The 23621-nt window shown below is 57.2% G+C and carries 15 protein-coding genes and 6 pseudogenes; 11 read left to right on the top strand and 10 right to left on the bottom strand.

Translation table 11 applies throughout. The annotated features are described in order from the left end of the window. Nucleotides 1-2: 2 nt before the first annotated feature. Nucleotides 3-1437: pseudogene (locus ACTJK5_RS21670) on the top strand (aldehyde dehydrogenase family protein). Between the two features lie 292 nt (nt 1438-1729). Here the strand turns inward: ACTJK5_RS21670 and ACTJK5_RS21665 are convergent. From ACTJK5_RS21665 to glaH, 3 genes are read right to left on the bottom strand one after another with little or no spacing between them, the layout of a single operon-like run. Next, nucleotides 1730-2989: a Glu/Leu/Phe/Val family dehydrogenase gene (locus ACTJK5_RS21665; RefSeq protein ID WP_440613211.1), complete on the bottom strand. Its 1260-nt coding sequence runs from the start codon at nt 2987-2989 to the stop codon at nt 1730-1732. Between the two features lie 46 nt (nt 2990-3035). Further along, complete coding sequence (gene lhgO, locus ACTJK5_RS21660; protein ID WP_440613210.1) at nt 3036-4232, bottom strand: L-2-hydroxyglutarate oxidase; 1197 nt, start codon at nt 4230-4232, stop codon at nt 3036-3038. A gap of 18 nt (nt 4233-4250) precedes the next feature. Further along, nucleotides 4251-5300, bottom strand: a complete 1050-nt coding sequence (glaH, locus tag ACTJK5_RS21655) for a glutarate dioxygenase GlaH (RefSeq protein ID WP_440613209.1) — start codon at nt 5298-5300, stop codon at nt 4251-4253. Between glaH and ACTJK5_RS21650 the strand changes: the two genes are divergently transcribed. Continuing rightward, the gene (locus ACTJK5_RS21650) at nt 5299-6195 is read left to right on the top strand and encodes a LysR substrate-binding domain-containing protein (RefSeq protein ID WP_440613208.1); all 897 of its coding nucleotides are present in this window, start codon (nt 5299-5301) and stop codon (nt 6193-6195) included. The genes glaH and ACTJK5_RS21650 overlap by 2 nt on opposite strands. 120 nt (nt 6196-6315) lie before the next feature. Here the strand turns inward: ACTJK5_RS21650 and ACTJK5_RS21645 are convergent. After that, nucleotides 6316-7709: pseudogene (locus tag ACTJK5_RS21645) on the bottom strand (IS3 family transposase); the annotation flags it as partial. Here ACTJK5_RS21645 and ACTJK5_RS21640 point away from each other — a divergent pair. Beyond that, nucleotides 7701-8163, top strand: a pseudogene (locus ACTJK5_RS21640) (transposase); the annotation flags it as partial. The pseudogenes ACTJK5_RS21645 and ACTJK5_RS21640 overlap by 9 nt on opposite strands. A 1029-nt stretch (nt 8164-9192) precedes the next feature. On the opposite strand, the pseudogene ACTJK5_RS21635 reads toward ACTJK5_RS21640, so the two are convergent. The 3 genes and pseudogenes from ACTJK5_RS21635 to ACTJK5_RS21625 all read right to left on the bottom strand — a co-directional run. Continuing rightward, nucleotides 9193-9379 (bottom strand): annotated as a pseudogene (locus tag ACTJK5_RS21635) (aldehyde dehydrogenase family protein); the annotation flags it as partial. Nucleotides 9380-9549: 170 nt separating this feature from the next. Further along, a pseudogene (locus ACTJK5_RS21630) lies at nt 9550-9744 on the bottom strand (RNA polymerase sigma factor); the annotation flags it as partial. Nucleotides 9745-9825: 81 nt separating this feature from the next. Beyond that, nucleotides 9826-10398 (bottom strand): cupin domain-containing protein, encoded by a 573-nt coding sequence (locus ACTJK5_RS21625; RefSeq protein ID WP_440613207.1) that lies wholly within the window; start codon nt 10396-10398, stop codon nt 9826-9828. Nucleotides 10399-10762: 364 nt separating this feature from the next. Between ACTJK5_RS21625 and ACTJK5_RS21620 the strand changes: the two genes are divergently transcribed. After that, a complete protein-coding gene (locus tag ACTJK5_RS21620; RefSeq protein WP_440613206.1) occupies nt 10763-11071 on the top strand; it encodes a hypothetical protein in 309 nt (102 codons plus the stop codon). Between the two features lie 759 nt (nt 11072-11830). Beyond that, nucleotides 11831-14173: a methyl-accepting chemotaxis protein gene (locus ACTJK5_RS21615; protein ID WP_440613205.1), complete on the top strand. Its 2343-nt coding sequence runs from the start codon at nt 11831-11833 to the stop codon at nt 14171-14173. Nucleotides 14174-14277: 104 nt separating this feature from the next. On the opposite strand, the pseudogene ACTJK5_RS21610 reads toward ACTJK5_RS21615, so the two are convergent. Next, nucleotides 14278-14864, bottom strand: a pseudogene (locus ACTJK5_RS21610) (RHE_PE00001 family protein); the annotation flags it as partial. A gap of 1301 nt (nt 14865-16165) precedes the next feature. Between ACTJK5_RS21610 and ACTJK5_RS21605 the strand changes: the two are divergent. From ACTJK5_RS21605 to ACTJK5_RS21580, 6 genes are all read left to right on the top strand, one after another. After that, nucleotides 16166-16405: a type II toxin-antitoxin system Phd/YefM family antitoxin gene (locus ACTJK5_RS21605; RefSeq protein ID WP_296017710.1), complete on the top strand. Its 240-nt coding sequence runs from the start codon at nt 16166-16168 to the stop codon at nt 16403-16405. Next, complete coding sequence (locus ACTJK5_RS21600) at nt 16402-16821, top strand: type II toxin-antitoxin system VapC family toxin (RefSeq protein WP_246666467.1); 420 nt, start codon at nt 16402-16404, stop codon at nt 16819-16821. Before ACTJK5_RS21605 ends, ACTJK5_RS21600 begins: the two co-directional genes overlap by 4 nt. Continuing rightward, nucleotides 16811-17950 carry a site-specific integrase gene (locus tag ACTJK5_RS21595; protein ID WP_153312715.1) on the top strand — a complete coding sequence of 380 codons (1140 nt, stop codon included), beginning with the start codon at nt 16811-16813 and terminating at the stop codon, nt 17948-17950. The genes ACTJK5_RS21600 and ACTJK5_RS21595 overlap by 11 nt, the downstream gene beginning before the upstream one ends. A 123-nt stretch (nt 17951-18073) precedes the next feature. Further along, the gene (locus ACTJK5_RS21590; protein WP_440613204.1) at nt 18074-18814 is read left to right on the top strand and encodes a hypothetical protein; all 741 of its coding nucleotides are present in this window, start codon (nt 18074-18076) and stop codon (nt 18812-18814) included. A 255-nt stretch (nt 18815-19069) separates the two neighbouring features. Further along, nucleotides 19070-19204 (top strand): toxin-antitoxin system TumE family protein, encoded by a 135-nt coding sequence (locus ACTJK5_RS21585; protein WP_440613203.1) that lies wholly within the window; start codon nt 19070-19072, stop codon nt 19202-19204. Further along, nucleotides 19201-19566 carry an HVO_A0114 family putative DNA-binding protein gene (locus ACTJK5_RS21580; protein ID WP_440613202.1) on the top strand — a complete coding sequence of 122 codons (366 nt, stop codon included), beginning with the start codon at nt 19201-19203 and terminating at the stop codon, nt 19564-19566. Before ACTJK5_RS21585 ends, ACTJK5_RS21580 begins: the two co-directional genes overlap by 4 nt. A 2384-nt stretch (nt 19567-21950) precedes the next feature. Here the strand turns inward: ACTJK5_RS21580 and ACTJK5_RS21575 are convergent. Then, on the bottom strand, nt 21951-22577 hold the full coding sequence (locus ACTJK5_RS21575) for a GDSL-type esterase/lipase family protein (protein ID WP_440613201.1): 627 nt from the start codon (nt 22575-22577) through the stop codon (nt 21951-21953). Nucleotides 22578-22643: 66 nt separating this feature from the next. Then, nucleotides 22644-23582 carry a 2-dehydro-3-deoxygalactonokinase gene (locus tag ACTJK5_RS21570; RefSeq protein WP_440613200.1) on the bottom strand — a complete coding sequence of 313 codons (939 nt, stop codon included), beginning with the start codon at nt 23580-23582 and terminating at the stop codon, nt 22644-22646. Nucleotides 23583-23621: the final 39 nt, after the last annotated feature.

Below are 23621 nucleotides of genomic sequence, written 5' to 3'. Positions count from 1 at the left end.
TCATGGCCTTATTTCAAAATCTGATTGACGGGCACTGGACTGGCACGGACGGGTCCCTCAACATAAACCCGTCGAATACAAACGAGATTGTCGGAGAATATGCAAAAGCGTCCGCTGAGGACGCGGCGGCGGCAATATCGGCCGCCAAAAAGGCATTTTCGGCATGGTCCCGCAGCGGCATCGTCGAGCGCCACGCAATCCTCAGAAAGGCGGCGGACGAGATCTTCACTCGCAAGAAAGAGCTTGGTCGTCTATTGTCCCGCGAGGAGGGCAAAACGCTCACAGAGGGCGTAGGCGAGACGGTTCGCGCTGGCCAGATTTTCGACTTCTTTGCAGGTGAATGCCTGCGGTTATAGGGCGAAGTTATTCCGTCCATCCGTCCAGATATTGGCATCGAGATCACGCGTGAACCGGTTGGAGTAGTGGGTATCATTACGCCATGGAACTTTCCAATTGCCATTCCGGCGTGGAAAATTGCCCCTGCGCTTGCCTATGGCAACACGGTGGTCTTCAAGCCCGCCGAGTTGGTTCCGGGCTCCGCATGGGCCTTGGTTGACATTCTGATGCGTGCGGGGTTGCCGATGGGCGTCTTGAACCTGGTCATGGGTAGTGGCGCCGTTGTTGGCCAAACCATGCTTGACAGTCCGGACGTCAATGCCATCACCTTCACCGGCTCCACTTTGACAGGCCGCCGCGTGGCACTTGCTTCCGTTAAGCATAATCGCAAGTACCAGCGCGAAATGGGTGGGAAAAATCCCTTCGTCGTACTCGATGATGCGGACCTCAACGTTGCCGTCGAAGCCGCCGTCAATTCGGCGTTTTTCTCCACCGGCCAGCGTTGTACCGCGTCCTCTCGTATCATCGTGACTGAAGGCATCCATGGCCGCTTCGTTTCAGCCGTTGGCGAGCGTTTGAAGAGCATCGTCGTCGACGGATGCTCTGAAGGCGGGCACCCACATCGGCCCAGTCGTCGATGAGAGACAGTTGAAGCTGGATACCGACTATATCGAGATCGGTCGACAGGAAGGTGCCAAGCTTGCCTTCGGAGGTGAGCTGCTCAAGCGCAGCATGCCTGGCTTCTATCTCCAGCCGGCGCTCTTCACCGAGGCCACGAATGACATGCGCATTTCGCGTGAAGAAATCTTTGGCCCCGTAGCCGCTGTCATCCTCGTGAAGGACTACGACGAAGCGCTCGCGATTGCCAACGATACCCCCTTTCGTCTCTCCTCAGGCATCGCCACGACGAGTCTCAAGCATGCGGAACACTTCAAACGCAATGCCGAGGCGGGAATGGTGATGGTCAACTTGCCAACGGCCGGTGTCGATTTCCATGTGCCGTTCGGTGGCCGCAAGGCCTCTTCCCACGGATCACGCGAGCAAGGTCGTTATGCCGCGGAATTCTTCACCACGGTCAAGACCTCCTACACAAACCCATAGACCTACCTACCCTGTCGACAACCCTTGCCGGCGCCTTGTGCGCCGGCTCTTTGTTGCCAGCGATTTGATATTCACTCATAGACGCTTCGTCGTCCGAACGCTTGCTGCCGCAACCAATTGCCTCTCTTGTCGAGTGCCCAGTTCTATGTGGGGCCGTCTGGTACGGGTCCGCACGCCGAGGGAGCGGATCCCTATGGTGAGTTTGCCACCCATCCAATGAACAAAAAGAAAGACGGCGCCGACACATTCGGTGCCGGCGCCGTGGTGGCGTTCCGCCGCGTCGCGTGGTTGTTTACGGTAACGCGCCCTTGGCGATCATGGCCTTCGCCACCGTTTCCAAAGCCAGCTCCATGGCGGCGCTCCTAAGCGATGATCCTCTTGAATCAGCACGCGACAGGACTGCGTCGAACTGCCTGTTCATGCGCCGCGAGAGCCTTTCGTTGACGTAAGCTTCTTCGACTTGCTCGTGTTGCGTTTCCTGGCTGTATTCGAGATAGGAGACAAACACGCCACCAGCATTGCACAGGATGTCCGGAATGACGAGACATCTCTTGCCAACCAGCACCCGATCAGCATCGGGAGTGGTCGGGCCGTTTGCGGCCTCGGCGATAAGCTTCGCGCGGACGCGCGGAGCATTCTCCGCAGTGATCACGCCGCCCGCAGCGGCCGGTATGAGAATGTCACACTCCAGCTCCAGTATCTCTTGGGACGAAGCAGGTACTGCGGGTTCAAAACCCACGACCGACCCCGTTCGGGCCACGTGCTTGTCCAGTGCGTCGAGATCGATGCCGGACGTGCAAATCACAGCTCCATCAATGTCGCCGATCGCGATGATCCTTACGCCTTTTTCCGCGAGGAGCCGGGCGGCGACCGAGCCGACATTCCCATATCCCTGTACGACTGCCGTCGAGCCATCGATCGGGACCGATAGGTGCTTCAGTGCGCTTGCAACGGTAATTGCAACACCTCGCCCGGTAGCCTCCCGTCGTCCGGGAATCCCGGCGAGCAAGACCGGCTTGCCGGTTACGTAGCATCCGGTCGTCGTTGCCATCCCTCGTGACCAACTGATCGCGTCCTTGATATGGCCCATGTCCGTTTCGCTCGTCCCCATGTCGGGCGCTGGAATGTAAACGGAAGGGTCGATCATCCAAGCAGCATTTCTGGTGTAGCTGCGAATGACGGTTTCCTTGTCGAGAGCGTTCAATTCCCGGCTCTCTTGTACAATGCCACTCTTGCCGCCACCGAAAGGTACGCCAATCAGCGCGCATTTCCAGGTCATTTCCATTGCCAGGGCCGATACGTCATCGATCGTGACGGTCCCCGTCATTCGAATTCCACCCTTGCTTGGCCCGAGGGCGTCTGAGTGACGGACGACGAAAGCCTTGATCACATGGCTTTTCCCGTCTTGCAGCCTTGGTGCGAGAGTGATTTCAGTCCGGCTCTTGAACTCCCGCATGCGACCGAGAATTTCATCGGGGATGCGATCTCGCAAACCCGAAGCCGTCTGGTCGAAGTTCTCCAAAGCATGGAATAGTAGCGATTCTTCTTTCACGTTAGCCTCCCTTGTGAATAATCCACGGTTAGTGCCCCGGCTGGGCCTAGTTGCTAAGTTCGAGGAACTGAGCAACCAGATATCGGCCGATCGGAAGTGCCGCTGTCGCCGCCGGCGAAGGTGCGTTGCATACATGCAGTGTGCGCGTGGTGCGCCGGATGAGAAAATCGTGCACGAGCGTGCCGTCCTTCAGCACCGCCTGCGCGCGAACGCCTGCTGGATAAGGCACCAAGTCGTCGATCTGAAGGCTCGGACAGTACTTCTGACACTCGGCGAGATAGCGCTGGCGGAAAAGGGAATTGCCGAACTCTTTCGCCGCGGAACCAAGATTGCGTGCTATGACGCGCCAGAAGCCCCCGAAGGTCGCCATGTCGGCGAGATCCCGCAAGCTCACCCTTGACCAGTCATAACCCTCGCGAGCAAGGGCGAGGACGGCGTTGGGGCCAACAGTTACGTAACCGCCAATCATTCGCGTCAAGTGAACACCGAGGAATGGCAGGGCGGGGTCAGGAACCGGGTAAATCAGATGCTTGACGATGTTGTCGAGCTTGCTCGGCAGGCGGTAATATTCGCCCCTGAACGGCACGATCCGAAAGTCCACATCGACGCCGCACTTTCGCGCCAGGCGATCAGCATGGAGGCCCGCGCAGAAAATGGCGTAGTCGGCGCGGAATGTCTCTTTTGCACACTCGATGGAAACACCGTTCGGTTCCTCACGGACATCGGTCACGCGGGCCGACGTGTACACCTTGCCACCCTTCTGTGTGATGAGGTTTGCCATCTGGCGCGCGATCGCAGGATAGTCAGCGATCCCGCTCGAGCCCACGAATATTGCGCCTTTCCCCTCGATATTCGGTTCGCGCTCGCGAAGCGCCCTCTCGTCCAGCCGCTCGGGAAGGAGATCGTTCTTCAGGCATCTGTCGTAGAGCGCATCGAGACGCTCCAAGCCTACAGCATCGCTCGCGACGATGAGCTTGCCACATTGGTCAGTTGGCAAGTTGTGTTCTTTGCAGAATTCATAGGTTGCCTGGGCGCCCTCTTTGCAAAATTGGGCTTTCAGGCTGCCCGGTGCATAATAGACCCCGGCATGGATAACCCCGCTGTTGTGGCCTGTTTGATGGCCTGCAAGCACGTCTTCCTTCTCCAGTACGGTGACTTGCACCTGAGGAAAACTGTCGAGGAGCTGCATTGCGGTCGAGAGGCCGACAATCCCCCCGCCTATGACGATGATTCCCTTTTCCATGCCGAGGTCCACGCGATCTTAGCGAGCCACAATCATACCACGCTGCCGCATCAGCTCCCTATGAAGGCCGGGGTGCTTCTGAAACGCAGCGCGGCCGTGCAGCCAGAAGTAATTGTTAAGGACGACAAGATCGCCGACCGGAAGCGGGATCTCCTTCGTCGAGGCGGACGCTTCCATAGACGCCGACAGATCGTGCAGATACTGCGCCTCTTCCACGGTTTGCGGCTGTGCAAACTGGTCAATGAACGAAATTGCCAGCCCGTACTCGTTTTCGAAGAAGGTCGGCCTGTCGACCGTCGACTCCACATTCTTTGATCCCGGCGCCTTGTAGGTGAAAGGGTGGCGTCCGAGTTTGTGGTTCAGGAACTGATCGCGCTCGGCCCAATCGTCGATATGCAGCAACCGGGACTCCCCGCCCACGGCATTGTCTTCAGCAAACTTCATCATCAGAAGCCAGTCCGTCGCCTCATCGACGAAGGTGCCGTCCGTGTGCAGCGTGAAGAGCCGGTACGCCTGCCGCAGGTAGGAATCGCTGCTGTCGGTGTCTTTCACCAGGAAGCGAGCGAAATAGGTGCCAGACATGGAGTCGTGGTTGCCAGGGCCGAGCAGATGCCCGATCGCGGTTCCGAATTTTACGTAGTCCTGGTCGTCCTGGGTCGCGCCCCCGACGCCAAGAGTGAAGCCACCCGTCGCGCGGTCCGCGACAATTCCCTTGATAGTGCCGCCAAGCTCTCCGCCAAAAGCATCATCGAGTTTCTTGGCGAGGATGAACCGCATGAAAGGGACGTATTGAAGGTTCTGCACGTTGACGTCACGGACGTCATCGAGGAAAGACCGGATTACGGACGGATCGAGCGCGATGTGGCGCAAACGCGCATGGACCGGGTGCTGTTCAATAGAAAAGCTGGGCTGATGGGTGGACTGCTTTGCGACGACGCTAGCCATTGATTTGATCTCCTTGCTGGTGCCGGACGACCGGCGGCAAGACAATGATCGCTCTCCTGAGAAATCACTTCCAATTCTGATTTCATGTGTTTTAATCGTGTAAACAGATGAAAGGCCATTCATGCTCGATATACGGCAACTTCGGTATTTCCTGGCGGTGGTGGACGATTTGCATTTCTCCCGCGCATCGGACCGGCTGCATATCGCCCAATCAGCACTCAGCATGCAGATCAAGCAACTGGAGGAAGGCCTTGGCGTACGACTGCTCGAACGAAAGAAGCGCGCCCTTGTCGAACTAACAGAAGCGGGCAAGCTCTTTGCACTTGAGGCACGTCGGGTCATAGAGCAGGTGGAGCGTGCCGAAATCGTTGGAAAGAAGGCAGGTCGCGGCGAACTCGGTCATATCGAGATCAGCTATGTCGCCTCCGCCGCGTTCTCAGGCGTGATGCCGGCAATCATTTCGCGCTTCAAGGCGCGTGCGCCGGAAATTTCGTTCCGTCTGGCAGAGATGGAAACACCCAAGCAGGTCGAAGCTCTGAGCGAGGGGCGGGTCGACATAGCTTTCATTCGCCCCCGCGCGCAGTACCCGGATGGGATCGCCGCAGAGGTTCTCTGCCACGAGAAGCTCCTGCTGGCAGTACCAAAGAACCATCCCCTTGCCGCCCAGGACGAAGTCAGTCTGCCAAATACCGAAACATTCATCGTTCCCGCCTTCGACGAGCGAAGCGGTTTTATGGAATATGTCGCGGACTTTATCGCGAAAACGACGCTTCAACCCCAGAAGACCCTTGTCGTGCGCGACTTTCTAACGGCGCTTAGTCTCGTTGCCAGCGGCAGCGGCATCGCGCTTGTACCGGCTTCGCTGAGATGCGTCGGAATGGCGAACATCGCATACTGTGTAGCAAAGAGCTACGACAGGACTGTGGGACTGGCTATAGCTTATCGCAAGGATCGCACGGATCCTGCGGTTCAGGCTTTTATCACGGTCGCCCGCTCGACAGAAGTGCTGCTGACATAATCACCGGCACCTATTTGCCCAGCCCCGAAAGCGAGCTCGGCTCACGCAACAGGATGGCGCCGTCTGTTGGTTTCCATGCGGAAGTGAGCCGGTGGGGTACGGATAAAAAGTTGGACTGTTTCATAAGCTCAGGCCGAGACTTTTACGATACTCGAGCGGGCTGAGTGATCCCAGCGATATTTTGATGCGCCTCTCATTGTACCATCGGATGTAGGCATCCACCTCGGCGACGAACTGCTCGATCGTAATGGCCTCCCAGTCTCGTGGATAGAAGAGCTCCGTTTTCAGGCGGCCGAAGAAGCCTTCGCACGCGGCGTTGTCTTGCGTGCATCCCTTTCGGGACATCGAGCGAACGAGCTGAGCATTGCTGATCCTGTTGAGCCAGCCAGGTCAGCGATAATGGGCTCCGCGATCAGAATGGATGATTGGCCGTTCATCTTCGTCGGTTACGGTCACGATGGCTGCATCCAGCATGGTGTTGACCAGCCCCGCATCTGGTTGGGTTCCGATTGATCAACTGATGACCATGCCGTCAAAGCAGTCGATGATGTGGGAAAGGTACCCCTTGCCGGCGGGGATCTGGAAATCGGTGATGTCTGTGAGCCACTTCAGGTTCGGCGCTTTTGCATGGAAGTCGCGATTGATTATGTTCTCGGGCGCTGGATTGATATCTCCCAGATAGGACCCGAACCGCCGTCGACGTGGTCTGGGAACGATCAACTGCTCCTGCTTCGTCAATCGCTGCACAACCTTTTCCGAGATAATCACGCTCTGCCTGGCCAACGACGCCTGCATTCGGCGATAACCGTAGCAACGGCGGTTAGCTTCAAAGATCGCCGCAAGGCTGTGGCGGACGGCGGCATACTTGTCTGCCAGACACAAGCGGGCGCGGTGGTAGAAGTAGGAGCTTCGGGCAATTCGCAGCTGTGTGAGCAGTTCCGGCAAGCAATAATTTTCCTTAAGGGCGTCAATTAGTTGTGTCTTCTCCCGATTACTCAGGATCTGCAGATCGACGCCGAGGTCTTTTTTATGAGTTCGTTGGCCTTCTTCAGGAGATCATGTTCGAGTTGTAACTGGCGGACATCACGCTGGAGGGCTTCAAGCTGTTGCTCGAGCTCTTCACGTTCAGGCACCTTAGGATTGGCTTTACGGCGTTTCATGGATGACGGGGCCTCACGATCGAGAAGCTGGTCCTTCCAGCTGTACAATGTCGGCCTTGAGACGCCCAGTCGGTCAGCTACCTGTTGAGCGGTTTCATCACCACTGCATAGCCCGATGACCCCTGCTTGCCGGACCTCCTCGCAATAGCCAGGATGCCATGATCGACCGGCCATTGACGTTCTTGTCTCCGGAAAGGCCTCACGAACCCGTTTGGTGAGAGTTTCTCGACCGGGATAGCCGAGCGCCTTCGTCGTCGCAGAGATGCAACGATCATGGGTGCAAAAGTGCTCAAGTGCAGCCTGCTTTTGGGCCTCTGAATATTTTGGCGCGCGGGCTACCGCCTGAACACGCAGTGGGAATTCCTCCGCAGCCAAGGGCTACGTTTAAAAAACGCTGCTTGCCCTTGAGCAGGCTCGTGCCGACGTCGCTCGCAGAAGACAGCGATGGAAGGCCCTGCAGCAGCACCTCGATCCAGGCCGACTGGTCTTCATTGATGAGACCTGGATCAAGACCAACATGACGCCGATCAGAGGCTGGGGACCAAAAGGCACGCGTCTGCGAGCGTTTGCGCCGCATGGTCACTGGCGCACCCTGACATTCCTCGGTGCCTTGAGAAACGACCGGCTGACAGCACCTTTTGTCTTTGACGGACCGATCAACGGTCAGTGCTTTCGCGCCTATGTCGAACAGCAGTTGGTGCCCGTCCTCAAGCCCGGCGGCATCGTCATCATGGACAATCTCGGTAGCCACAAGGCGGCTGCCGTCCGAAGCGCCATCAAAGCTGCAGGCGCACGCCTCTGGTTGGTCAACTGAAGTTGCCCGAGCAAGTCGATCGCTTGAGCCCCTTTGCGGATTTCATCCCCCTTGGGACGCGTTCATTCTACCTTCGACCGCGGCGACCGCCTCGTCGTCCATGCATAATGTCCGGATTTCTGGTCCTCAGCAGGAACCCACTGCCATCGTATACTCAAATCTGGCCGCGACCTCCCTTCGACGCTCAGCATCGCCACACGATCCCAACAAGGCGACGCTGAAGAACCGCATTCACATTCCTCGTGACACGTCGATTTGGCACTTAGTACATCATCTGCAAAGGATACATCCCAGTCTGACATCAGTTACTCCATGAAAGAGGTTCTTGTTGAAAATGTTCACTTTCAAGTCTCGCCTGTCCTCGGTTCTTCGTGACGTGAGCCGTCTCCAACAGACGTCGAAGGGCCGGGTAAGTGACACAGACCAAGCGTCCTTTGGCCGCTGGCGTCGCCACTTTTGACAAAATCCCTATCAGGCCCGGCTGTTCGGGAGGGGCTACCTGACCATCTGCCAGTCGACTATGAATGACGACTATCCTTTGGTTCAGCTGGGCTCTGCCATCTCTGCCGCAGGTTGCTGTATAAGAAGGCAAGCCGCGCACATTGTCCTGCGGCCGCAAACCGGCACCACTCCGTTTCGTTCCGCAAAGTCGCGTTCCCGCTTGCAGGGACGTGGCTGCTGTTGGCTGCCTAGTTGAATTGCCGTTGCCGCCGCCTCGCACATGATCGCTTCTCCTATTCAAGGCCTAGCCCGAAGGCTGTCTATAGGAGAGATTATGCAGCAATTCGATTGATCGCATCCAATACCGAATTCCGCAATTCTAATGCCAAAACCAGATTATAATGTGAGCCCGGAACGACACAAAAATACCCGCGCCATTCGCGCGTATCGAGCGAGGTCGACTGGAGGTTCCTCGCACCTTAGTCGCCGAAGACGCCGCCGCCCTTTATCTCGAGGAATTCATGCATTCCAAAAATCGGCGTATTTTCCGTTTTCGGACTGCTTGTAGCCGCCGAATGGGGGGCGCGCATGCTCGATGGAAGCGAGGACGACGCGTTTGCCTGTCAAGGTAGAACCGGTGAAGGTGAGTGAGTTGACATCGGGGCTATCAAAGCTTGGCGGGCGACGGACCCCTTGCAAATGAGGAGGTTCACAACGCCCATCGCGGGACAAGAATGTCCACCGGTGCCCATGCGGAACCAGTAACAAGGCCCAGTCGGCCCGAAGCTGCGATTTTGGCCAACTCAACGAACGGACAGTGAACAATGCAATCAGATGGAACCTGACTGTGCGTCTTGCCCTTGCGACGATTTCTGTCTCTGAAATCGGTGCTGCCTTCAAATTTTCTGTGAACGGAACAGCAATATTTCTGGACCGGGCGCGTACAAAGTCGAGACTGGCGTTATGGGCGATGCGAAATAGCCAGTTCTCGAGGTTGTCGACGCTCGCGCCTCTTTCACGCGCCGCAAGTGCCTTCACCAGAGTATCTTGCAGAACGTCCTCACCATCAATCGCCAATCCCGCCATGCGTGCGCAATAGCGATGCAGACGAGGTCGGAGAGACTGAAATCGCATCTCCAGCCGCTGCGCGAGCCGCATTGACCTTTTCACCCAGGCTCGTGCGAATAGTAAGTAATACGCCCACTATATTGAGCGCTAGAGATAGGGAGGCGTGCAGGCGGAGATTACGACGGTGGTCGCAGCCGACAAGTTCCGGAACCGATGGGGGATGCGGCTGTCGAACAGGTAGGACTCACCGGCACGCAATACACGCACCTGATCCCCCACTGTCACTTCGATCTCGCCCTCGATGACAATCCCGCCCTCGTTGGAAGGGTGCTGAAGCAAGACCTCGCCGGTGTCGGCGCCCTGCCCATAAACCTCGTGAAGAATCTGCAGATTGTTCGCCTTGGCGTCGCCAACCTGCCGAAGGGACAAATATCCATGGGTTCTTATCTTCGACGTCAGGTCGACAAGGGAGTTTGCATCGAAGAATGGTCCTGCCTGCATGCCAGACCGGTCCTTCTCGAAGAAATCGGCCATGCTCACCCCGAGCCCCCCAAGGATCTTTCTCAGGGTCGATACTGATGGGCTCGACTTATTCTGTTCGATTATCGAAATTTGAGCGTGCGGAACACTCGCGCGTTGGGCAAGTTGTCGTTGGGACATGTTCGCATTTGTGCGCAGCGCCTTGAGCCGGCTGCCTACGTCGAAATCGTCATCGGTCATGATGCTTGTTCCATATCTCGCCTGCGCTGCTCATAATATTGAACAACTTCGCTCGTCGCTATCACATAGCGGAGGCCAGCAGCAAGACAGGATGCTGACCCCGGGGCGCGCGGAAAAAGCCCTAAGCGAATTTGCGCTTGCGCTGCAGCATTGCAGCGCGGCGTAATGTGGCTTTCCGACAAGCTATTGATTTTGTTTGTTCTCAGTATGTAGCCAGAATTTTGTGCCCCGACAATCGCGCACGTCAGGCTCCGTGTCAAACAGAGGGTGAACTACGTCAAAAGATATTCAGAACGCGTCGGACGACGCACAACTTACGAGCACTGGCCAACACATCGTGCTGGGTCCCCTCCTCGCGCTTATTTTGGACTTCGAACTCAAGCCCGGGGTCACAACGGTCATCGCGCTGGCGCTTGTCGCCGTGTCGACTGGCTTGAACATGCTCGGAACAAAGCTTCTCGTCCGCATTGCCATGTTCGGTTTTATTTGCGAACTCGTCGGCGCAATTGTCGTCCGCGTTTATCTATTGGCCTTTCGTCGCGTCCAGCCAGCTTCGATCGTCTTCGATACTCCGGCGTCAAGGCAGTGGATCTTGTTTGCCGGCGTTCCTAACGGCCGCGCTGGTGGGTCTGTTTTCGTGCTATGGTTTCGACGCTTGCGGGGATGTCGCTGAGGAAACGCCGAACCCTGGAAAGCAAATCCTGAAGGCGATGCGAATGACCATGTTGGTGTCGGCGCATCGGTCTTCGTGTGCTATGCGCTGCTCCTCGCAGTTCAGGATATTGGTAAGGTTCTCGCAGGGGAAGTTACGGATCCGCTCGGCGAAATCCTGACAACCGCCTTTGGCCCGATCGCTTCGAAGGGCATCATTATCGTAGTCATGGTTCATCTCCTGCGTGTTGAGCCTCCAGGCTGAAGTCAGCCTGCTGCTGTTCTCCTACCGCCGGGACGGAATGATTGTTGGGAGCAACCTGCTGGCGAAGCTCTCTCCCACCACTTAGGTTCCGACGTCGGCGCTAGTGATCTCGGGGCGATGCCAGTCAAGGCATAATCCTAAGCGAACCGGCTGGCGCCAGCGTCGCTCGTCGAGGCGGTGCGCTTAAACTGAATCTTTGTTATCGATGATTATTCCCGCGGCACTATTCTGCCGGCTAGCTTCGGTGATTTGGGTCGCCTCGTCGATCTCGACGCCTATCGTCCACCCGAAAACCTATTCGACCCGCAAGGCTAAAGTGGGCTAGATGAGGTGGAAGGCCTCCTGCGCCGGCACGAGCCCCTACAATGACCTAACCAGACCGGTAGAATTTGATTTTCGATTTATTAAGAGTCTGGTGTTTACCTACGGACGCAAAGAACAAGGTGAAGCCAAGCTTGGGGATGCTGGCTCACTTGAGCTCCTGATGAACCTCAAATCAGCATCGAAGGAGGCCTTATGCTCCTGCCCAAGACCGCAATTGCGCGCAATATGACGGCCATCATATCTGCGGGCGTCTTGATGACGCTCGTAAGCGCCGGAACGCTTCTGACGATGTCCTATCGTGCCGTCGAAGCGCGGTCGGTGTCGGAACTCATCAACGCGGCCCAGGCGAGCGCCGGGAAGGTCGAGAGCCATTTCGCGCGGATCAAGCAGATCGGTTGGAGTCTGAGCTCGACATTGACGGCTTTGACAGCGGGCGGCTCTCTTACCCGCGACCAGGCGACTGAAGCATTGAAGAAGCTCGTCGCCAACAATCCCGATCTGATCGGCATCGGCCTCATCTGGGAACCGAACGCCTTCGACGGGAAGGATTCGGAATTCCGCAACAAGCCGTTACACGACGCCACCGGCCGTTACATCCCCTATGCGACACGCACGGCGGACGGAAAGATCGAGGTCCTGCCGGTCGTCGATTACGAAAAGCCTGGCGCCGGCGATTTTTATCTTGTCCCGAAGAAGACCGGCGACGAAATGCTGACCGATCCATACGACTACCGGATCGGTGACAAGACTGTGAGGATGATGTCGTACATCGCACCGATGGCCATCGATGGTAAGTTTGCGGGCGTGGTCGGGGTTGATAGCGAACTCAACACGCTCTCGGCGGAGATGGCGAAACTCCAGCCGCTCGGTGCCGGCCACATTACGCTGCTCAGCGCAAGCGGTACCATCGTCAGCCACCCCGATGCCGCTCTGCTGGGCAAGACGCTTGAGAACTCCGGCCTAGACGCAGCGGTTTGGCGCAACCTCATTGCCAATCCCGGCAAGGCCGTCGAGATCACCGGTGTCAACGGCGTAACCGACCTCGCGGTGGCCGTTCCGGTGCCGATGGCCAAGGACGCGACGTGGTTTGCTATTGCGAGCGTGCCAAAGGCGGTCGTGTTCGGCAACGTCACGACGTTGGCCATCACCTCGATTGTCATCATCCTCATCGCCGCAGCCCTGATGATCACAATCGGCTGGTACCTTGCCTCGCGAATCCACAAGCGGTTGAACGGTGTCATCACGGCGACCAGCGAAATCGCGCGGGGCAATACAGATGTCGATCTATCGCAGTCTCGCCACAAGGATGAGATCGGCGAGATGGCACGTTCGCTCGATGTCCTGTGCAATGCCATCGTTGCCAAGACCAACCTCGAGACGCAGGCCGAACGCGACCGCGCGCTGACCGAAAGCGAACGCCGCCAGCGAGCCGAGGAAGCCGCGCACCGCGAGCGCCAGACCCGCCTCGCCGTGGCGGCCCTGGCCGAAGGCCTAAACAAGCTTGCCGAAGGCGACATGACGCACCGCATTGACACGGTCTTCGACGGGGCGCTCGACGAGGTCCGCCTGGACTTCAACGCCTCCGTAGAGAAACTGGAACGGGCGCTACGCATCGTTGGCGACAATGCTAATGCGATCCGGGCTGGTACCAGCGAGATCCGCTCGGCCTCGGACGACCTCGCCCGCCGTACCGAGCAGCAGGCCGCCTCCGTCGAGCAGACCGCCGCTGCCCTGGAAGAGATCTCAAGTTCGCTGCGCGACGCCACGAAACAGGCCGAAGATGCCGGCGCACTGATCGACGTGACCCGGGTCGGCGCTGAAAAGTCCGGCGATGTGGTGCGGCGCGCCATCGCTGCCATGACCAGCATCGAGGAATCAGCCCGCGAGATCACCAACATCATTGGCGTGATCGACGAAATCGCGTTCCAGACGAATCTGCTGGCGCTGAATGCCGGCGTCGAAGCGGCGCGTGCCGGCGAAGCCGGCAAGGGCTTTGCCGTGGTTGCCCAGGAAGTGCGCGAACTCGCCCAGCGCTCCGCCGGCGCGGCCAAGGAAATCAAGGCGCTGATCAATAAGTCCGGCGAACAGGTCGCCAGCGGCGTCGGGCTCGTCAGCGAAACCGGCAAGTCGCTTATCGCGATTATCGAGCAGGTTCAGGAGATCGACAAGAACGTGGTGGCGATTGTACGGTCATCGCGCGAACAGACGACAAGTCTTCAGGAGATCAGCTCGGCCGTCAACAACATCGATCAGACGACGCAGAACAATGCCGCCATGGTGGAAGAACAGACGGCCGCCAGCCACGGGCTTGCATCGGAAGCCGACGAACTCGCCCGCCTCGTCGCCCAGTTCCGCATCGCGCCCGCCGGCGCAGCCGTCCGATCCGCACCGCCCGCCGCCGCTGCCCACGCCCCCATAGGCGCAAAGGCGCTCGCCAACCGCCTCACCAGCGCCTTTAGCGGCGGCCAATTCGCGGCCCTCGCCCAGAAGGACTGGGAGGATTCGACGGATTCGCGAATATGGACCCGACGATGATTGTTCGTCTCGTCGTAATCGATCGTATATCCTCCTCGAGAGAGCGGCATGCTCCGAGTGAAGTGAAGCAGAGAGGCACAGTTCGTCTCGCACCTGATCGCGAATCAAACGACAGCCCACGCCCGAAACCTCCCCCTCCCCGTCATCTCCCGCAAGCCGAGCTCCAAAACGATCCGCCGCGCCGCCTGCGGCGTGACGTCTAGCGTCTTGGCCACCATCCCTGCCGACACGAGCGGCTTTGCCATCACAAGCTCGACCAGTTCTGGCAGTCTCGACGACATCCGCCGCCCCTCCAGCTTCCGCTCGAACAGAGTGCGAGCTAGCACCAGCCGGTCGTGCTCTTTCATGCAGATCTCGGCGGCCGCCAAAAGCCCGTGGGCGATGGCGAGCAGACGCGTTTCGCGATCGCGGCTCAGGCGGCGATCGACCGGAATGGTTTTCAGGCCGAGATTCATGGCCGCGAGGTGGGCGCCGGTGGTGATGCCGGCCTCCCGAAGAATCGAGCCGGCAACAGCCGGCCGAGCCAGGGTGCATGCTGCAGGATTGAAATCTCGTTCCAGGCATCGAGGGCGACGATCGCCTGCAGCACCGGAGGCAGGGCTTCGGACTGTCGCAGCACGCCGCGCCACTCGTCGAGCCGCACATCCTCATCCCAGTCAAGATCATAGACCAGTGCGTCTCTATCCGCCGCGTAAAGCGACGCGGGACACCTACATGGCTCATAGAATATCGTTTTGAATGATAACGGTTGTTACGTGTTAACTTTGATTATGAAAACGGACTTTACTCTTTTCCGTTATTGTCTCCGCATCGACGATCGACCGACCAATTGATTTGAATCGTCAAACCAAATCTCGGCGGCAGACAACAATGTCAGACAGTCAAATAGCTGATGCTATATATGCAGCCCTAAATCACCACTACAGGAATCCACACGTTGGCTTACTACTCCTCTCAGATATCGGAGCCAACCTAACAGCGTTAAAAATCTGGCCCTCTTTAACGGAAAGCCGGCGGCTCAAAGAGGTCGTTGAAGACCTTGAAGGCATAAGCTTGCGATGCGACGGAGGGTTTGTTGGTGTGGTCCCAGACGGTTTCGAGCCGCGTGCGGACCAAGTGATTGAAAAACGACGCAGACTCGCATTCCTTCGCTCGCTACCAAAAGCGATACTTCTAGCCTTCACAACAATCACCACTGAACGACAGGTCATCGGCATCGGCATCGGCACCAGAGGAAAGCTATTCTATGAAGCTGGAGCCATTCTTGGGATGGGGGTGAGGATGGTAGACGACGACCTTCGTATTCCAGGAATGGAAGTCTCAGACCTTACCTTGCAGAAACCAGATGTATTGGGGTTGTTGTATCAAAACATACACAAATGGTGCGCCCGCCACTGTATTGATCCCGACGGTCTCGCGTACCACCGTCTAAAAACTCGGTCAAAGATGTCACCTTCCGTTCATACCAACACTGGACTGTCGATGCACGCTTCCGAGGCGAACTCGTCTGCCCGCCCTTGCGTCTAGGCTCAGGAGCTATCAAATCGCTTGCCTTGGTTGATAGCTTTGATCCTTTTGTATCGAACGGCGGCAACACTGTTTAGCTCATGACCGTATAGTGACGGGCGCTCATTGCTGCTGGTTAGAGTCCAGTGGCAGGTGGTCACTGCTCTTGGTCAGTTCCACCATGACAACAGCTGCGCCAAGAGGCAACCGATGGCTATCGTCCAGGCATTGCTACCAAATCTGCCCCCGCTTACGTCGCATCAGGTCTATCATGCTGATTTTCGCGAGATCGTAACCCATTGGAATAATGGTTAACTAAAGCTTAAATGAAAGCTATCTCGCCAATAAGATTCAGCACTTCGTATGGGTCATGGTCGGGTGTATAACCTTTGATAAGTACCATTTATCGGAGGTTAGAAGACTCTGCGGTTGACCATGTAGGCACAGTCCAGTAATTTTGGTTAAACCGTTGTTATCGGAGCCACCATGAGCACCACCGTCAAAGTATCTGAAGCGAAGGCGCATCTGTCCGAACTGTTGGTGCGAGTTGAAGCGGGTGAGGATGTGATCATTTCCCGCGGCAATGACCCAATCGTGCGCATGTCGAGAATCCGAAAGGAAAGTGACTTGCAACTGTTGATGAATGAGGTACGTGCTGCGCGTTCAAGGGCGACGCCATCAACACATGACGAAATTTTATCCTGGCGCGATGAAGGTCGTCGATGATGAGTTTTGTCATCGACGCGTCTGTGGCAGCCGCATGGCTACTGCCAGAAGAATTTACCGCCGAGGCTGAAATTATCATAGGGTCGATATCTGCAACCTGCCCTATCCCCTCGCTATTCTGGTTTGAGATCCGCAATATTCTTGCGATGTCAGAGCGGCGTGGCCGCATCGGACCGGGCGATGCACTTGTTGGGATGGAGCGGATCAGGCGTCTTCCGCTGGACGACGCCGGAATAGGCAGTGATGGGATGGTGCTTCTCCTCTCGAACAAGCATTTGCTGAGTGCTTATGACGCCGCCTATCTTGCTCTTGCCATGAACAGAAGCTTGGCGCTAGCCACGCTTGACCGCAAACTCGCCGCAGCAGCCCGAAAGCAGGATGTCCAAGTTCTGGGTCCTTTCGCCCATGGCGACTGACGATAGAACGATTTCCGAACGGGCCGAAAAGCTCGACACCATCGCCGCCGTCCTGCCGATTGAGCGCCGCGATGAGCTGGCCGAGCTTCTGACCGATCAGGACATCGAAACGCTGAAGCATCTGGTTAACGAAGGCATGGGCGAGAACACCCTTCGCGCACTGACCTCGGACCTAGCATATCTCCAGGCATGGTGTCTGGCATCGACTGGCAAGAGTCTTCCGTGGCCAGCTCCCGAAGCGCTACTTCTGAAGTTCGTTGCCCATCATCTGTGGGACGCGGAGCGCCGGCGTGACGATCCTGGCCACGGCATGCCGCAGGATGTCGATCGGTTGTTGCGCGATCAGGGGTTCCTCAGGTCACTCGGTCCGCATGCGCCAGACACCGTGCGCCGGCGTCTTGCGTCATGGTCAACGCTTACCAAATGGCGCGGCGCGGCGGGGGAGTTCGCCTCCCCTGCCCTAAAGCAAGCCATTCGCCTCGCGGTTCGCGCGACACCACGACCACGCAAGCGCAAGAGCGCAAAAGCCGTGACGGGAGATGTGTTGGCGAAGCTTCTTGCGTCATGCGGTAGCAACAGTCTGCGTGATCTCCGCGACAGGGCTATCCTCATGGTGGCATTCGCATCGGGTGGCCGCAGACGTAGTGAAATTGCCGGACTACGCAAAGAGCAACTGACACAGGAGCCGCCGATCGAGCGCCAGGATGGCCCTCCCCTCCCCTCGCTATCCATCCATCTCGGCCGTACCAAAACCTCTGGCGCTGATCACGATGAGATCGTCTATCTCACGGGTCGAGCGGTAGAGGCGCTTAATGCCTGGATGGAGGCAGCCAGCATCAAGTCAGGATCGATCTTTCGTAAAATCGATCGTTGGGGAAACTTGTCTCCTCGACCGCTCGATCCAAAGTCGGTCAATGATGTCGTCAAGCACCGCGCGGCGCTTGCTGGTCTCGACCCGGCAGAGTTTTCCGCGCATGGGCTGCGATCAGGGTATCTTACCGAGGCCGCCAATCGTGGCATTCCTCTGCCAGAAGCCATGGAGCAGTCGCGGCATCGATCTGTGCAGCAGGCATCAAGTTATTACAACAGTTCGACACGGCGAAATGGTCGCGCAGCTCGGATGCTGTGACAGAAAGCCATAGCAGCTGTTTACTTCATACTCGCCAGTCGTGAGTCTTGGAGTATGCGCGGCGCCCGAGTAACGTAGGCGCATACCGTCCTCCACTTCGCAACGCTTGTCGAAGACCTGACGGTGCAGCGCACAGCAGCCCTGCGGCTGGAATTTGCCAACAATCATTACGTCGCCCTGGCGAGTGTGGTGCATGGGCTCCTGTTGCAGACCGTCCTGACGCATTCCCGCGATCATTCCTGCCTCGATATCGTCTTGACCAGCAAATCGGTTGAAGCCAGCATGAAGGCACCGGGAAGCAGTCTGGCCCTCACTGGCCTTAGCAAACTAGCCGAGCGCTTTGGTGATCATGTCCCCGGCAACCCCGCCGATATCTTCGAATGGTGCCTTGAACGCGACCAGCACGAGCTTGTCGAACTTCTGGCTTTCGCAGCGGCCCATTCCATCGGTGCGATAAAGGACAAGTACGACTTCCGCAAGACGCGGCGTGCCCATGCCGAGGTGCTGGCGGATGCGCTCGATCTCGATATGACGAACTATCTCGAGGCGGCGGCGGAGAGCTACTTCCACCACCTCACCCGCGATGGGATCGAGGCGGCGCTGGTGGACATCAAGGGAGCGGACTTCGCAAGTGGCGTTGGTCGCATGAAGCAGGCAGAGGCCGCAGCCTATGCAGAGGCGCAGACCAAAGGCTCCGCATGTCTCCACTCCCCCATCCGGCCAGCAAAGGCAGCGGCGATTGTTGCTGAGCGGTTGAGCGTCGATGATGACAGCGACGACGAGGTGCATGGTGTAGCCGATGACGCTGGTGAGGCCGATCAGCTGGAAGATGAACTGATGCAGTTCCCCAAGGCGGCTGAGTAACGTCAGCCGTCGCCCGCCGCAGCGTCTCCCCGCTGCGGCGGGGTTTCTTTATCTAATCGCCCGTTGTTCTGGCTGACAACAGTGCGAGATGTTGTTAGGATGAACAACATGAAGGCAGTGCTTATCCAGAAAATCTCGTATCGTTCTTTCTGAACGCTCGTTCTACGAGATCGTGGTGTGGCGATTGCCCGAGCCGGTTCCCGGAGCGCTCATCCATATAACTACCGATTAGCGCTTGTGGTCGAAGGAACTTGTGTGCTGCGTTACGACAATGAGCGCGGCAAGGGCGACCATAGACACATCGAAGGTCGCGAAGAGCAGATAGACTTCACCGGTCTTCGTGACCTGCTTCGAGCCTTCAAGGCCGACATGGAAAGGATCATATCATGACGAAACTAACTGTAAGGTTGACGACATTTGATGATCTTGAAGCCGAAATTCTAGCAAAAGCCGAGCGCGCCGCGTCGGACACGCTTGAAGATGCGCCCCCAGTCCTTGGTTTTGAGAGCTACGAGGCTATGCATCGTATTCTTGCGCCATCGCGGCTCGACATCGTAAAAGTTCTGACCGCGCAAGGTCCTTTGGCGATCCGTGAGGTTGCTCGTCGCGTCAACCGCGATGTTCAGGCCGTTTATCGCGATGTGACTATGCTCATCAATAGCGGAGTGATCGACCGTCACGAAAAGGGAGTGGAGTTCCTCTATGATGGTATCCACTTCGAGTTCGACGTGACCGCGAAAACCGCCGCGTGAAAGCTGCCAAGCCAGCGCACCATTCGCGGGGACGTTCGGGGATTTGATCGCAGGCCGAGAAGTCGAGGCGATGCGGGGCGAGGGGAACCCCCTTCGGCCCTTACCCTCGCACTCCCCCGCCCTCCCGGAAATTGAAGACGGACAGCGGTTGGCCATTGGGGGAGGTAGATCAACGCCTGGGCCTTTCAGCTATGGCTTTCGATTTCATTCCCAAGGGATGACTACCATCAGCTCATTTTGGTCTTGGCTGGGACACGATGGGTCACTGCCGCCGGCCGGGCTGACAGCAACCGCAGCTGTCAACGTGTAATGCTTAGCGATCTCTCTGTCGTCATCCGGTGTTCACCCTACGTCTCAATGTGGGACAGACGAGCACTTTAGTGTCGTGACGCCAGACACCTGCTCACCGAGCTGCTAACCGACGATGGAGCCACGCGCCTCGCCATTGATGGCGCGGCGAGAACGCGATGTGATGGGTTTGACCTCCACCAGCTCCCGGTCTTGTTTGCCCTCACCTCCCCTACTCTTAAGCGAGCATTGTCAGGCAGTTGATACTGTCCCGCGAAGCGTCGCCGCGAGTGCGCAAGGCCGCCTCAGGTGAGCTGTTGGAGAAACCGAGAGCAATCTGCGCCATCGTTAGCCTACCCGAAGGCTAGGACCGGACGATACAGATAGTCGCCTTTGTTTGTGTCGGGCATCGGCGAAGTGAAGTTGCTGGTCTCAGGGCCAAGTAACTGAATTTCGGGCAGATGATCGATGTGCCGAGTTGCCTTCTGGGCCCTCACTCGCCATTGAAATCGGTTGGACCAAAACGAAGTCGGGTGACCAGGACTACGATATCCCTTCGCGGTTAGGGCGATTGATGCTCACTAAAGATGTCCGGGCGCGGCCAGGATCGACAGCAACCGCGTCTTCAGTGTGATTTGGCGACCTGGCGCCACATTACCGCAAGGGCTCAATCCCCATTAGATGCGGTTCTCAAAATCTAAGTGGCGGTGGAGGGGCTGGGGAGGGGAGTGTCTCGTCGGTTCCGGCCCGATTGCCAAGAGATTCTCAAATCGAAGATGCAGTGGAAAGCAGAATGCGAAACATCTTGAGTGGAGGGGTCGTCTTGCAAGGTCTCGCAATGAGGTGGCGGAGGGTCACTCGCGAAACACGGATGCAGGAGTTATGGAAGAAATGCGAATTGGTTTTCGGATTTTACAAAATGTTTGAAACGCTCGCGTCCTTGCGGGTTGGAATGCGATGGTTGATTGAAGGAAGGGCTCTGCGACGTTTGCCCAAGGGTCGCCAACTGTGCTAGTTGCATTAACCAGTGCTCTAGGTTTTGCGAATATCGATTTCAATTTGGACCGATTAATTCGCTTGGTAGTCAGGTTGAGCGATCTAGGTTTGTCTACATCGGTGAAATTGGAACTGCGTGGTGCGCTTTTGTGCGCTTCGTGTTCCGTGGTGTCAAAATCTGAAGTCGGCCTCCAGGTAGGTTGCTTGTCACAGGAGCCAGTCCCGGCGTAACCTACTGTCTGGGGTAGTCGTTGCGGGCAATTTCGCGATTTGATTGAGCACGGATGTTCCAATAGAAGTGGGGGGCTGCTTGCATAATTCGCTGTGCAGGGTAGGCGGGTTCGCGGCATCTGAGGGTAAACCTTGTCAGCTGACAAGGTTTGGTGGACCCGAGGTGATATCCCGACAGCTCGATACCTTGTCAGCTGACAAGGTTTGCAAGAAGTCTCCTACTCGCCCGGCTTGAGGTTCATACTGACCGACCTAATGACGGGTGCGCGCTGCAGGAAAACCATCCCGATGAGAGGCAACTATTATGAGCAGTTTTATTGGAGCGAGGTAGACGGCTCCCTCCCAGTGGCGAATCTTACCCTAGAACTATCGCGACTACTTCCTAAGGCCAGGTGACGTTAAATGCGAGCGGGATGTAAGAAGCCCCGTATGTGGGTGCAGCGGCATGCGTTCAACCTGACCTTGGCTCGAATGTATTTCTAGAGCTGAGCCTGAGCGACAAGCAGCAACGAAACGGGTCAATCATTGATGCATATGGATAATGGACCCAACTACCGCACCCGCAGAGATTATTGTATCGCATCGCTCGACGGGTTTGGGGCAGGGATCTGCGCAGGCTTTATCGTTCTCTTTTCGAGGTTCTGGTGACCCTCAAAGAGCCTGGCCTGTGAAGATGACTTCAAGACTCTTCGGACCGTAAATGAAATGAAATCCTAATGCGGCAACATGCCCTCGTTGCCCGCTTGACGCCACAGGACCACTCCCCAGTAGACGTTGTGCTGGCCCAGGCGGAAAAACCTATCCTGACCCCGCCGCATAATGCAGATCCATCCCTGTCCACGACTAGATTGTGGATGGGTCGGCTGACCTCAGTTCAGCAAGCTATGAGATTTTTTGAGGGCCTCAGACCAAACCGCGTACCCTGCCGTATTGAGATGAACCAGATCAGGCAAGTAATAGCGGAACATTGGCAACCCATTTTCTCCGAGGAGACCGGCGTTAGGGTCCAGCCAGGTTGTTTGCTCGCAATTATGACACCAGTCTTGAACCTGCTGGTTAAAGAGGCCGAACTCATGGCGATAGATCCAGCGCGCTGGACTTGGCTTGATCGCCAGCACAGTTACCTCCGCGCGCGGCAATGCTTCTGATATACGACGACGCAGATCCTGTAGGTGCTGAAGGGTTGTTTCGGCCTTAAGACCGTCGCTGGCTATATCGTTCTCTCCGAAATACAGCAGCACCTTGGTCGGGTTCAGTGGGACAAGAAGCTTGTCCAGGTAGTGGCAAGCAGAAAGGTAGGTGCCTCCACCAAACCCGAGGTTGACTATATCTAGGGAGCCAAGGTCCTCTGTGACAGAGCTCCATATCCGGAACGACGAGGAGCCATACAAGGCGATCGGGTTGTCTGGAAGACCGATACGTTGCAGGCGGGCGAGAATGGCCACGATATCGTTTTCGTGGCGACTGGTGCCTATACTAGGTGGGAAGTTGTACATCGTAGCCTCGGAATATCTGGTTTGGGAGAATGACGGCGAGAGCTGCCAACCAGCGAATGATCGAGGTCACGATGGCGTTTGCGCAAGGATAGTCAGCGCTCCTTTCGCCAGAGTGTCATCCGCGGCGACCGAAGTTTTGAGCCCGAAGACCTCTGCGGCAACAAGATAGAGATCATTCAACCCGTCATTTCCGACTATTTTTCCATCATCTCCCTCCGTGAACCATCCTGCCTCGCGAGCTTGGCGAAACTCCTGGCCTATGACCATCCCCCGCACATAAGAGCGCAGCTGCTCCGGCGAAAGCCGGCCAGCGAGCCCACCGGTCCTCGCCGAAAACATCAGTGACAACATGGCGCCGGATTGCTTGGCTTCTGTCAGGCCCCAGCGAAAGGCATCCGGATCGTCGACCGGCGGCTGCGCAGATCCTCGGGCGATGAAGGAATGATTGATGAGCAAGTTGAAGATTTCACCTGTCACGAATGTCTGGAAGCCATCGATCCTTTGCTCCTTCACGCGCGCCCATTTGCTGTGGGTGCCGGGTATGATGAGCGTGGTGTCCTCTTCGAGACCGTAACCCACGATCAGCGTTTCTTCGCCCCTCATCACATCGGGAAAGGGCCTTCGGGCCGGGTCATTGAGACCGGGTAAAAAGAAGAGATCGGAGCCGTTTGGTAGCGATCTTCGAATGGCGCCAGCAGCAAGTTCACTGGGACCCGCGGGGCACGGTACATAGGCAACCTCGACCCAACCGTTTCGGCTCGTAATCATCCCCAATGCGGCGACCGGCAAGGCCCCGTGGCTCGAGAACCAGGGCGTAAGTGCGTCCATGAGCGCGGCCTCGTGTTGGCCTTCAACGAGACTTGATATGCCGCTGCCGGTCTCAAGATTATCAAGTTCTTCGCCGCCTTCTCCGACGAGGGCTGCCCTCAAAGAGGTCGTTCCCCAATCCACGATAATTGATGTCGCTGTTTCCGCCGCCATGTCGCGCACTCTTCTTTCGTTCATCTTGGGGCTTGTCATAAAGCGCGAGGATATGTAGTGTCA

Source organism: Agrobacterium sp. 22094, from assembly GCF_052046015.1.
Classification (GTDB): domain Bacteria; phylum Pseudomonadota; class Alphaproteobacteria; order Rhizobiales; family Rhizobiaceae; genus Agrobacterium; species Agrobacterium cavarae.
This window is presented reverse-complemented; position numbering and strand designations above follow the sequence as displayed.

Excerpts from the sequence above, each read along its gene's own strand:
- ACTJK5_RS21570 (WP_440613200.1), bottom strand. The coding sequence starts at position 23,582 with ATGAACGAAAGAAGAGTGCGCGACATGGCGGCGGAAACAGCGACATCA.
- ACTJK5_RS21650 (WP_440613208.1), top strand. The coding sequence starts at position 5,299 with ATGCTCGATATACGGCAACTTCGGTATTTCCTGGCGGTGGTGGACGAT.
- lhgO (WP_440613210.1), bottom strand. The coding sequence starts at position 4,232 with ATGGAAAAGGGAATCATCGTCATAGGCGGGGGGATTGTCGGCCTCTCG.
- ACTJK5_RS21595 (WP_153312715.1), top strand. The coding sequence starts at position 16,811 with ATGGCGACTGACGATAGAACGATTTCCGAACGGGCCGAAAAGCTCGAC.
- ACTJK5_RS21600 (WP_246666467.1), top strand. The coding sequence starts at position 16,402 with ATGATGAGTTTTGTCATCGACGCGTCTGTGGCAGCCGCATGGCTACTG.
- ACTJK5_RS21625 (WP_440613207.1), bottom strand. The coding sequence starts at position 10,398 with ATGACCGATGACGATTTCGACGTAGGCAGCCGGCTCAAGGCGCTGCGC.
- ACTJK5_RS21605 (WP_296017710.1), top strand. The coding sequence starts at position 16,166 with ATGAGCACCACCGTCAAAGTATCTGAAGCGAAGGCGCATCTGTCCGAA.
- ACTJK5_RS21580 (WP_440613202.1), top strand. The coding sequence starts at position 19,201 with ATGACGAAACTAACTGTAAGGTTGACGACATTTGATGATCTTGAAGCC.
- ACTJK5_RS21615 (WP_440613205.1), top strand. The coding sequence starts at position 11,831 with ATGCTCCTGCCCAAGACCGCAATTGCGCGCAATATGACGGCCATCATA.
- glaH (WP_440613209.1), bottom strand. The coding sequence starts at position 5,300 with ATGAATGGCCTTTCATCTGTTTACACGATTAAAACACATGAAATCAGA.
- ACTJK5_RS21575 (WP_440613201.1), bottom strand. The coding sequence starts at position 22,577 with ATGTACAACTTCCCACCTAGTATAGGCACCAGTCGCCACGAAAACGAT.